8 protein-coding genes are annotated in these 12,508 nt (G+C 28.1%); 2 read left to right on the top strand and 6 right to left on the bottom strand.

All coding sequences use genetic code 11. The features are described 5' to 3' along the window. Positions 1-141 precede the first annotated feature (141 nt). Complete coding sequence (locus tag FVE75_RS03390) at positions 142-894, top strand: GumC domain-containing protein (RefSeq protein WP_147005219.1); 753 nt, start codon at positions 142-144, stop codon at positions 892-894. A gap of 85 nt (positions 895-979) precedes the next feature. Here the strand turns inward: FVE75_RS03390 and FVE75_RS03385 are convergent, their stop codons facing one another. Both FVE75_RS03385 and FVE75_RS03380 read right to left on the bottom strand, forming a co-directional pair. Continuing rightward, complete coding sequence (locus FVE75_RS03385; protein WP_147005218.1) at positions 980-1,837, bottom strand: histidinol-phosphatase HisJ family protein; 858 nt, start codon at positions 1,835-1,837, stop codon at positions 980-982. A gap of 202 nt (positions 1,838-2,039) precedes the next feature. Continuing rightward, entirely contained in the window at positions 2,040-2,237 is a 198-nt protein-coding gene (locus FVE75_RS03380) for a cold-shock protein (RefSeq protein ID WP_015769847.1), read from the bottom strand. A gap of 271 nt (positions 2,238-2,508) precedes the next feature. Here FVE75_RS03380 and FVE75_RS03375 point away from each other — a divergent pair, with 271 nt between their 5' ends. Further along, positions 2,509-3,021 carry a hypothetical protein gene (locus FVE75_RS03375; RefSeq protein WP_147005217.1) on the top strand — a complete coding sequence of 171 codons (513 nt, stop codon included), beginning with the start codon at positions 2,509-2,511 and terminating at the stop codon, positions 3,019-3,021. Between the two features lie 352 nt (positions 3,022-3,373). Here the strand turns inward: FVE75_RS03375 and FVE75_RS03370 are convergent, their stop codons facing one another. From FVE75_RS03370 to FVE75_RS03355, 4 genes are all read right to left on the bottom strand, one after another. Continuing rightward, complete coding sequence (locus tag FVE75_RS03370; RefSeq protein ID WP_147005216.1) at positions 3,374-4,255, bottom strand: hypothetical protein; 882 nt, start codon at positions 4,253-4,255, stop codon at positions 3,374-3,376. Positions 4,256-4,278: 23 nt separating this feature from the next. Then, on the bottom strand, positions 4,279-6,444 hold the full coding sequence (locus FVE75_RS03365) for a transcriptional regulator (RefSeq protein ID WP_147005215.1): 2,166 nt from the start codon (positions 6,442-6,444) through the stop codon (positions 4,279-4,281). A gap of 506 nt (positions 6,445-6,950) precedes the next feature. Continuing rightward, on the bottom strand, positions 6,951-10,952 hold the full coding sequence (locus FVE75_RS03360; RefSeq protein WP_232052606.1) for a PAAR-like protein: 4,002 nt from the start codon (positions 10,950-10,952) through the stop codon (positions 6,951-6,953). Positions 10,953-11,071: 119 nt separating this feature from the next. After that, positions 11,072-12,379, bottom strand: a complete 1,308-nt coding sequence (locus FVE75_RS03355) for a leucine-rich repeat domain-containing protein (protein ID WP_147005214.1) — start codon at positions 12,377-12,379, stop codon at positions 11,072-11,074. Between the last annotated feature and the right edge of the window lie 129 nt (positions 12,380-12,508).

Here is a 12,508-nt window from a genome sequence, read left to right as displayed (position 1 = left end):
TTTCTTACTTTGTATTTTCAAATTTATAACCAATTATATCATACTTTCGGTTTATTTTATAATTTTTATTAAATTCCCCATTGTCATTTTGTACTTTTTTTGATAGAATTAAGATATAGATTTAATTTGAAAGGAAATAAAATGGATAATAAAAATCAGCAAATAATTGACGCTAGTATGATAATTAAGATTATTTATAAAAATAAATTTTTAATCGCTTTAACTACAATAATAGTTGTGATACTTTCCACAGCTTTTGTCTTTGTGAACAAATCCTTTAAATCAGACATTACTCTTTATGGAAATGATAAAGTTCTTACTGAAATTGGAGAAAACTCACAATTTTCACTAAATTCCTTTGATTTTTACTCATACTTGAAAAAAAATTCAAAAACTTTGAGAAATGTGAATTTGCCAGAGGATAAATTCTTTAAGGAAATGACAACAAGATTAACAGCACAGTCAGAAAATAATGATCCAACAGTAAAAGTAAAATTCACTACAAATAACAAGGCTGAAGGAGAAGATTTTGCAAAAGAGTATCCAATACTTGCACAAGGCTATCTGCTTGAAAGAAAAAACAATTTTTTGGATAAACAAATAAAATTATTAGAGCAACAATATAGCTTTTTAACAAAAAACATTGATGTGCGGACTACAAAAGACTCTTTAACAGACACATTAGTATCAAGATTAGCATATTACCGTCTATTAAAAAATGACTCAAATCCAGTTGTTAAATATGTAAATTCTGTAACAAAACCTGCGTTAAATAAAAAGCTGGTTATAGCTGGTTCATTATTCTTAGGATTATTTTTAGGAATTTTGATTGCATTTATGAAAGAATTTTCTACTACATTAGACTGGGAAGATATTAAGAAAAGAAAAAATTAGTCAATAATAAAATTAAAGGGATTATCTCATACTTTGAGTCAATCCCTATTTTTTTATTTTTCACTAATTCCACTTACTAAAATTTTTAACCTATTTCAACCATTCTTCTCTTTCTTTTGTCAAAAGTTACCATTTCAGTAATTCCAAATTCCTTTGCATATTCACCAGCTTCCTTTATTTTCATTCCAACATGTTCAGAATAATGCGAATCACTTGACAAAATCACAGGAATATCATATTTTTTCACATATTCCATAAAATCTCTATATGGAGTAATTTCTTTGATTGGATAACGGTAAAACGTTCCTGTGTTTATATCCACAACCATATTATTTTTTTTCAAGCATTTAGCAGTACTTTTAAGCAAGTTATCAACATCTTTTTTTTCTGGAATATTTTTAAATAATCTCAAGTTAAACGGATGCCCTAAAATATCATACATTCCCGTATTTGCCACATCCTCAATCTCTTTTGCATAATCCTTCCAAATCTGCACCAAATTCTCATCTGTAAATTTATGCTTCAAAGCACTAAAATCAAATCCCCATCCCTTAATAAAATGTATTGAAACAATCAGATAGTCAAAATCATATTTAGACAATATCTCCTTAACTTTCTCCTGATTTTTAAAATTACACACTTCAATTCCAAATTTTACTGGATATCCTTTTGATTTCAACTTATCTATAAAATCTCTGTATTCATCCAACGTATGCACGAATTTTGTTTTCTGCTCAAGCCATTTTTTCTGGAAATTCCCAGTTTCACTATTATCCAAAATCAGCTCCTCATAATATAAATCCTTAAATTCCTTAAATCCGTGAGTATGTTCCGTTATTCCAATTTCTGAAAGCTCCATTTCCTTTGCTTTTTCAAAGAATGGATTCACATAATCCTCATCATAACTCCCATATTCAAAATGCATATGATAATCCACTAACATAAGATTCCCTCTCTTTCTATACAATTAATTTCTTTAATTTTGAACTTATACAGTTAAGTTTAATTAACAAATTGTAACATTTAAGTCCACATTTAAAGAGTTTTATTATATTTTAAAATAAAATCATATATAAAGGAAAAAGCCATTCCAAAATTTATCATTTTGAAACAGCCTTCCTTTAAACAAAAAGTTAATTAATCGATTATTGAGAAATTACATTTGTTGCTTGAGGTCCTTTTGGTCCTTCTTCTACATCAAAGCTTACTTCTTCACCTTCGTTAACTGTTTTGAATCCTTCTTTATTGATTTTTGAGAAATGTAAGAAATAATCATTTCCATCTTCTCCTGAAATAAATCCGAATCCTTTTTTGTCGTTAAACCATTTTACTTTACCTAACAAAGTATTACCTCCTAAAATTTTACACCTCAAACAACTGTTACTGTTACAAATATATATTTTTGTTACACTTACTTGCTTTTGGTTATCTATGTCTATTATACCACACTTTTCTAAAAAAGAATAGCCTTTTTTCTCAAAACTTTAATTATTTTTAAGGATTTATTATAAAAATGAAAATTTTAAAACTTTTATTATAATAAAACTCTTGTAATTTCCTAAAAAACAATATAAAATATATACTAAGAATAAATTTAAAAGGATGTGGTAATTTATGAATTTGAAAAAACAAATGTTAATTAGTACATTTGTAATATTAGCAATAGTGGGCTGCGGAAAAAAAGAAGCAACTCAAAATGAAGATCAAGATGAAATTCAAATTGAACAACAAAGTGCTGATACTACAAATAATAATTCGCAATCCAACCCACAAGAAGCACAGCCAGTTGTAGAATCTTCTGAAAATGTTAATGAAAATGCAACTAATCAGCCCGCTTCTCAAGTAAAACCAGAAGAAATAAAATCTAGCCAGACTTTACAACATGTAGATAGACTTATTGGTAAAGAAATCTCAATGGAAGATAGAATTTTAGTATTTTCTAAAGAAAATAACCAATATAAAATAACTTACAAAGGCGAATCTGAAAATGGAATGCAAGTTGACACAAAAAACTTAACTTTTAATGAAAAAAATGACAGTTTAACAGATGGAACTTATACGTTTAAGCTAAATAAAAATAAATTAGGTTTATATGCAGGAAATCAATTTCTATTTACAGTTGATTAATCACATTAATTAATACATAAGAATACACTCAAGCAGTGAAATTATATATTTTTTATAACTGCTTGAGTTTTTATACTAATAATAAATCTCATTTAAATAATGAAAATATTAAAAATCTTTTTATCAAAGTATTAAAATCTAATATTTATGTAATTCTCTTAAAAAGTAGTTCTAATTGGTTTCAACTACTTATACTAAACTCTGTTTAAATAACGAATTTATTATAAATTTTTTCATAGCGGAATAACAATCTGTATTTCCAAATAATTAAAATATAATTTTTACTTTTTAACTAAGGAATCGTATTAAATAATGAATGTATAAAATTAGAAAATTGATAAATCTCAATTTTTTATTCAATTGTAATTTTTCTAGGAATTACTCTTTTTTTCTGAGAAATTTCCCTATCTTTTCCTAAATTTTCTAAAATTTTAACTAGATACTGGTAAAGCTCTTCATTACTATAATTTTCATTTTCCATCTGTAACTTTAAATTAATATAAGCTATTATAACATCTCTTTCTATATTTCCATTTAAGCAATTTACATAGAAATTAACATCATAGATATCCAAATTTTCCTTTTTAGAAGCCTCTTTCCCAAACAATTTCAAGATTTTAGGATGAAGTGTTCCTAATTCGTGTCTTGAAGAATATTTTGTATTTATCAGTTCCAGCAAATTAAAATCACGTCTTAAATCTATAAAACTATTATAATCATTTCTAAGTTCTGCTCCAACTCTTGTAATAAATCTCGTTATCTCAATTTCTCCGATTTTCTTTCTTCCAGTATTTTCAATATTTTCATAATTTATTTCTAATTTATCACCTAAATCAAATCCAGTTTCAACATCATTTTCATTTTTTATTTCAATATTTTCTCCATTATTTAAAATTTCTAACGAAAAATCTGCACTTCTAACATAAAATTTTCTTTTCTGAAAATCTGAAAATAGATTTAATTTCAAAATATATCTATTCTCAATCTCAGGCATATCAAATTTATAATCTTCGTTCATACAAAAAATTTTACTGCCACATTTCACAATTCCTTTTGTAACTGTCACTTGTTTGCTTTCTGCATCTGTAACAAGATTAAATCCCGAAATTATCCCGTCTTTTCTATCCAGATATAATAGTTCTGTCAATTCTATGGGATTATCCCTCAATAAATCAAGTGCCTGCTTACTTATTACCTGCCCATGCCCAAATATAGGATATTTATTCTCAATCATCTCTCCCCCATTTTTTTATCTTACTAATTTTTATTAATTTCAACTTGTAAATTTTTCAAATTCCCTGCAAAAGTTATATTTAACTGGCAAATACCATTGTCTACATCAATTATATGGGATAAGTCATCCCCTTTTTGCATTATTCCATTTACAAATTTTGTATCTTTTAACCAAACTGATTTTTGACTTTCAGGATTTGTACTGAAAAACATATTTAACTTGTCTTCTTTAAAGTCTGTCGTTGTAAATCTTAACGTTCTTTCAATATATGTTGTTGTAAGTGTCTTATAAAGCGGCTCATAGCCTCCATCCAGATTTTTTAACAAAGTTCTTGCCTTATATACAACTATATTTCGTATTTTTTCACGTGCTACATTTGCATTATCCGATGAAAATACAAATCCATAGTTAAATTGATTTATTCTATCCTTTATTGTATTTGTAAATCCTGATATTTCCTTCGACATTGTTGTTTTTGTATGATAAGAATTGTCTTTTTCCTCAATGTCAAAACGTACTCCTGGATATTGTGGTGATACATTTGAAAATCTTTCCTTCAGATAATTTGGACATTGTGTGGCTCCGATTATTCCAGCTGCAACATATGACGCATCAACATACACTCCTTCTATCCAAAATTTCAACAAATCTTCCTGTTCTTTTGAAAGTGATACCCCTGTTTCTTCTTCAAATTTCATTTTATAATCCAGCATAACACCTGATTTATCCTTTGGAATTATCGTAAAATTAGGAATTACTGGTATTAAATATTCAGAATATTTTTGATTTTCCAACATTTGAGTCTTTTCAATATATTTATCCACACCCATTGTAGCAAGATTGTCAAACGAAGTTTCAGGCTTTCCTTCAAAATTAAAAAATACTTGGACTCTATATTCCGCTAATATAGTCATTAAGCTTGTTAATACTTCAATTGTATTTTTTTCAGTTTTATCTTCATTCTTCGTTCCCATAAATCTTTCTCGAACTTTTTTCTCAGTTTTTTTCATCTCCAAATCAACATTTGGATAAATTCCAAACCATACTGTATTGTCAAAATCATTCTTTTCATTAGTTGTGTTCAAAAATGCTCTTAATTTATCATTATTTCCAGCCTTTACAATCATTTCGGGCTTTATATTTGTAATCAAAAGCGTTGGTTTCATAAGCCCCATTCTCACATCATACTGCTCAAAAAACATTTTCACACCCAATATTTTTTCAATTAGAGGTTTTGCAATTTTTATAAAATCCTCCTGTGCCGATTTATAAAATGCCAAATAATTATTATAATTTTCAACTTCCTGCTCAGGATCAACATCCACAAATGTCTTTGCAAGCGGTACAAATGTTCTGACAACCAAATCGCTAATATATTTATTTGGCTCATCGGTCACATTTTCATAGTCATCTCTAAAAGCCTCAACTAAAGCTGTTGTATTTTTTTCTTCAATCATTGCAAGAGCCATCTGATTTTCCTGCTTATACTCAATTACTTCAAGCTCTCCTTTTTCTCCCACTTGAAGCATTCCAAGCTTTATTTTCTCTGACTTAAAATTATTCGTATCACTTCCGATTAAAAGCCGAGTTTTTATGTCTTCAATCGCAAGTGGCAACATTCCAAGCACATTACTGTAATTTTCTGAAGCTTCTTCAAACTTTGAATTAAGTTTATCTCCTAATTCCAGTTTTTTAGGATTTTCATCATCCAGTTCTTCGTATTTCTGATAAATATACGCAATCTCTTTTCTCGTCTGCTTAATATCCTCGATAACCTTTTTCGGTGAAATTAACTCCAAAATATTTTCAAACTTAAAATCCACATTCCTGTTACCTTGTGACTTTCTAGCCTCAATCAAAGTACTAAGCATCTTAAAAAACGTATTCCCATTATTAATCTTAATTTCTGTCACAAGATCCTCAGGCACTCCTTCCGGCTTTTTCAAAATATATTTAATGCTCTGACTCTCTGCATCAAAATAACTGTAAACCTTTGGATCAAATTTTTCCAGAAACTCCTCAAAACTCCCAACCAAAAGATGCCTGTTAATCTCAATAATATTCTCATCATCCAGCGAATCCATATCCCTCGCATCATTAATAAGCGTTAAAATATCCATTTTCTCTGGATTAATTTCCTCAAATAAAATAGTTCGATTAGTCTGATTTATAACATTCTTATTCCCCATTTTCCTTTTAAAGTTATTCTTAGAATCATATAAAATTAATTACTGCTATCAACTTTTTGCAATTCATTTAAACTACTTTTATACAATATTCCAAATAACTTTATTTTCCCCTTTCTTTTGTTTTTTTAATCTTTTTTTAATTAATATAATAATACAATAAAATTTAAATTTTGTCAATATGATTATTTTTAATTTTATTCTTTATAGTAAATATTTTCTTCTTCACCATTTAATATCCTCATTTTCATGAAATATCAAATAGCCTTTTATTTCCCCATTTTCATAATATTCAAAATATCTTCTTTACTTCTTCTTGTAAATTATTTCAAAATGTAATCTAAATTTATCATTCATTTTAGCACCTCTCCTTAATCTCTTTTAGAGCCATCTTTATAATCTAGACATTTTTCTTCTTCTCTTATATCGGAATTTATTTTTTATCAGTTTTGCTATCTTCTATTCAGAAATATCTTAAAAAGCACAAAATAACCTAATTATTATATTTTTTAAAGCATATAACTTAATTTGTTTCCTCTATTTTTATAATCTTGATAATGTTGACTTGCTGTCTTACCAAATCTAAATTGAAAATGTGGTTTGTCTTTAAACTTAATTCCCCATTCTGCACCAAATTTTACAGCTTCATTATTAAATAACTTATAATCTTTTTCTCTCCAATATGCTTTTCCATTTTCTATTGTACAGACATCAACAGCTAAACCATAATTATGATAACTATACCCTGCTTTAACCCATGTTACTACAGGCCCTTTTGTTGTTCTTCCTTTTTTATAAAGTTCATTTTGCTGAGCGTGACTCCTATATCCATCTGTGACTCTCATTCTTATTTTATATTTATCTTCCATAAAGTTTATCAAATGTTTTACTGTACATCTTATTCTAGGATCTAGTTTTTCTATTCTTTCGTTAGTAACCTTATCCCAAGTATCTCTACAATCCAATTTTTGATCTTCATGTGGACAAGTTGAACAATTTTTCTTTTCACTTTCTTTTGGATTTAAAGTTCGAATCTGTTTTGAAGTTGAAATATTTGAAATATTATTTTTACCCTTAACATTATTTTTTCGTCCCGCAGGTTTAATATCAGGAGCCTTATCTAATCCACTTTTTATAGTTTGTGTATTATTTTGTAAATTTTTACTTTCATTTCCATTAATCTTAATTTCAGAACTATTCTCAACTTTTTTATTAACACTATTATTCGCACTTATTCTACTTGATGAACTATGAGTTTCATCCCACACTCCTTGACTAAACGGACACACTGCTACACTTTTTCCATTTTTTCTTATAGCATTTAATATATCTCTTGCAGTTGGAACGTGTTTTGTAGAAGTATAAAGCGTTTTCCCTATTCCAATCCAGTTTGACACATCTGATGATTTTGTTCTTTGTTTGGGAACTTCTTTTGCCTGTTTTACATTATTTTGTATTTTGTAGTTTTGTAATTTTATTTGTCCTGTATTTGTAGTATTTATATCACTATTTAATTCTGATTCAATCAATTTTTTTGCATTTTCTGTTATAGTTAGATTTCCAGCTCGCATTAAATAACCATAAGTTATTACTGGGAGCATTTTTGCAGAATAGAAATTTTTCCTTTCATAATCACATAGGCTTAATCCATGATTTTTTATTACTCCTTTTGTATCAAATTTAGGCCCTGATTTTTGTTTTACACTTTTATAGGCTTCTTTGAATACAGCATAGATTTTTTTTCTTAGATATTTTTCTTTTTCTGGGGTAACTTCTTGATTTGCAATTTGCATTTTTGCTTTGTTTTTCTTTATAAAATTTTCTTTATTTTTCTTTTCAGACTCACTTAATTTTCTCATTCCAAGCATATTTTTTACATCTTTTGCAAAGTAAGAACGCATATTGTCCATTACCCCAACTTTATATTTTTTCCATTTAGCATATTTTTGTGCCTCTTTTTTCAGCTGTGTCTGCATAAAATTATTATTTATATCGCTACAAATATTTATTAACAGCTTATATTGACAATCTGCATCTCTCTCAGCTTCCTTAACTTCTTCCGTTTTGGTAACTGCCGTTCCCACTTCTTTTTGTCCAGCATCATCAATACTTATTATTCCACCGTGCATACATTGTATAGTCGAAATATCCAACAATGCAGGCTTGTCTCTTACTTTCACATCTGTATTTTTCTCCCATGTCCCTATTAATGCTGGCTGACAAATCCCGATAGCACTACATGATTTAAAAGGCTGAATATTTGTATCATTTATATTTGCCTGCTTTGCTCCTCTAAGCATAACTCTATCTTCATTTATTATTAACCTGCTTATATCCTTTCCAAGCGTACACTTTAACATGCAGTTAGTATTTACAAATAATTCTCCAGTAGGATTTATAATATTCTGCAAATCATAAAATGATTTATAAAAGGAATACAAGTCCATAGAATCAATATTCGATGCATAATCTCGCAATTCTTTGCTATCTTTAAATAATCCCAAAATAATGCTTTTATCTTTCTCAAAATCTGAATAATCATCCCTATAATTTTCATAGACTTCATCAATCAAATTACTTATTTGTCTAATATTTCGTACTTTTATTGCTGATTTTGAAGTTATCCAGTCATTAAGAACAGTAGTTACCCTTATATCTTTTCCAATTTTTTGAAGCCTGTCAAATAGTCCCATTTCATTTTTTGAAGGTAAATCTATTCCCTTGTGTTTTTTTATATACCATAACAAATAATTTCTAACTATATTACTATCTCTATATTTATGATTATCAAAATACTTAATTTCATTTTCTTCCTTAAATCCAGTCTGAACCTTCAAAAATTCAATTATTATATTATCAATCAGCCTTCTTGACAAAGGAAATTGCCTAACTCCGTTTTCATCCATCAAATAAGTTTTTTCATATTCCAACTCATTTTCTCCAAGTTCTCGTATCAATTTTTCACATCTTGTCTTTTGCAATTCTGATGGCTGTTTTTTACTAACTTTTATAACAATTTCATCAACATCCTTTATTCCTTGCATGTATTCATCATATTTTTCAGGTAATTGATTTTTTTCAACCTTAACTTCCTTATCTTTTACATGTATCTGAATCACACCTTGTATTTTATCCACATAATCATTTTGCTTCTTAAATTTATTTACAGGCTTTTTATCAGGAAATTTCACATATTTTGCTGAATATTGGCTAAGCACGTATTCCAGCGACTCTATGCTAGTTTTATTTGAAATAGGGTACGAATAAATATAATAAACTATATCCTGTATCCGCAAAACTTCATTATTCTCTTCTCTTCCTCTCAAAACATCAAACCCGTACTGTCTTATTACATTCCCAATGTTTTCGTTGTCTTTTGTTGCCTCATCATACATTTTTAAAATAATATTTATATCTTCATTATTCTCTTCCAGCACCTTTTTCCCAGTCTTAGTTTCCAAATATTTTACATAATCCTGATTATAAAGATTTTCATCTTGAAATTTAGCCTGCAACCTCTTCAAAATAGCTTCTTCAGGATTTACAAAGGCTAATTCAGGAGCTTTTCCATTTTCAGCTCTGTCTCTTTTATACTCTTCGCTATCCCAAACTTCCTCAAATTTCTGCCCATTAAATGTGAATACTCCGATTTTGCTGGTATTTTCAACATTTTCTATTTTTGTAGTATTTGGAGTTGAAACTGGTTTTTGCATTTGTGCTGATTTTGATTGAGAATTATTTGAAACATTATTTTTAGGTTTCTGTTGAACTGCAGCCTGTTTATTTATATTTTTATTATCAGTCTGAGTATGATTTTTCTCCACAACTTTATGCCCAACTTCGCAATTATCCTTGAATCCAATAATTACTGATAAATCATGTCCTGCTAAATTTTCAGCATAAAGCAGTGAAGGCATGGAATTTCCATCTACTGGTATTCCCCATACTCCTTTAAAATTATTTTCCAAAGCATTAGACATTGCACCTTGTCCACATAAATGTGAGGCAGCAAGCATTCCAGATGATGTAAGCAAAAAACTTTTCCCTCTCAAATCTTCCGCTTTATAGCCTTGATTTCTTTTTTTCATTATTATTGTTTTTACTTTTGTTTCAGAAGCAGTTACTTTTCCTGGCGCTTTGTAAACTGCATTTTTAGGAACTGCTATATTTTTACAAATTTTGTCCTTATGTTTTTTCAAAGTTGCCCATCTCATTTTTACAGAACGCATAATTACTTCATCTTGTGCTGCTGGAGTATTCAAAAAACTTTGTTTTCCTGTTAACTTCCATTTTGTAGCAGCTTCACCAATAAATCTGGCATTTGACCAAGTTGATCCTTTTGGAAGCCATCCCATATCCATCAAAACATCTGTTCCTATTTGATATTTTCCAATATAGTATTTTTGGTCTGCTAAATCATATTTTCCTCCACTTTCCAGCTTAGCTAATTTTTCAAAAAATGCAACCGCACTATCCCCAATATCTACCCCATTAAATTTTCTATTTACCACAATCAATTCCCCCCTTTAAATCTTAAAACTTTCACAAAATTATTTTAACAATTCAAATAAAATTATTACACCCCTTCTTTGTTTGCTATATTCTTATTTATAATTAATTTTATCATAAACTATTTTAACTGGCTTTTATGTATATATCCTTTCATATAATATCCCCCATCTTTATTATAAAAATACACATATTTCCAAGCACCTTCGTTTAAGATTTCCTCAACTGTAACGTTATTCGCTAATTTATGAATTATCGAACTATCTGAACCATGGTTTTCTCTTACATTAACAACATTTTCCTTTGAAGCCGTTATAAAAATTTTACCTGTTCTCTTAGGTGATACTAGCCCAAAATCCCTAAATTCCTCACGCCACAAATGTTCACTTTTCATATCCGTTATCACATAATTTGTCCCTCCACTTGCTGCAACTATTGATAAAAACAGATTATTTCCATCAATGCTTTCCAATTGTGAATCCAAATTTACTATATCTTTTACTATTACTTTTCCATTTTTTGTAAAAAAAGTTTCACTATTTGATTGTCCCGCATAGGCATAAGGATATGTAAGAGTGTATATTGAGTAAATATTATTTGTAAAAAAAGTTGCCCCTTCCACTTTATCATCTGCTTCTTTAGAATTTCTATTATATTCATCAACTATCTTGTAAATCTCTTTCGGAAGTTTATCTAGTGCAATTTCCTTTGTAGAAAGTTCTTTTATAATCTTTACTGTTTCAAAACCGTTTATTTTGCTCTCAAATTCTGAAAAATTAGGATATTTTACCACATTTTCTCTCTTTGCAGTAAGTTCTGGGTATCTTTCTTCTATAAATATTTTTTTAGGAATCATGAAATCACGATAATTTTCATATACATAATCTACAATTTCTTTTGGAACTTCACGTAATTCCAGCCTTTTTAAGTTTTTTAATCGAGAAATTTCGTCAACTCCATTTTTTAATGGATTAAAACTTACATCCAAATGTTCGAGCTTTGTTAATTTTCCAATCCCTCTAATATCACTTATTTTATTGTTATGTATCCATAATTCCCTTAAATTTGGCAAATTTAATAACGGCTTTACATCTTCTATCTGATTAAAATTTATTTTCAACACTTCTATTTTTTTTAGATTTTTCAACGGCTTTATGTCCTTTATTCTATTCCAACGTAAATCAAGAATTTTTACATTTTTGTAATTTCCAACGCAATTTATCTCTTCCAGCCCTTTATTTCTCAAGTCTATTTTTTCAGCATTAATATTATATTTTTCTAGTTCAGTACAGCTTTTATCTTTTTTGGAAATTGTATGAATTTGTGCCATTTGTTCATTTGTATTTCTATTTTCTTTCAACTCATCACTTTTACTGTTACTACATGCTATAAATACTATAAAAATTGAAATTTTTAGTATTTTTCTCATTTTTCCTCCTATTATTTATATTATTATTTTAATTAATAAAAAATTTATTTTATATAAATGTTTTTTAACATTTTTATATTTATTAATTTTATTTTAATTTATATAATGATACCTTATGTTTTAAATTTT

Origin of the sequence: Leptotrichia hongkongensis (assembly GCF_007990635.1) — a bacterium.
In the GTDB taxonomy this organism is placed as follows: Bacteria; Fusobacteriota; Fusobacteriia; order Fusobacteriales; family Leptotrichiaceae; genus Leptotrichia; species Leptotrichia hongkongensis.
Note: the sequence above shows the minus strand (reverse complement) of the source record. Positions and strands in the feature narration are given on the sequence as shown.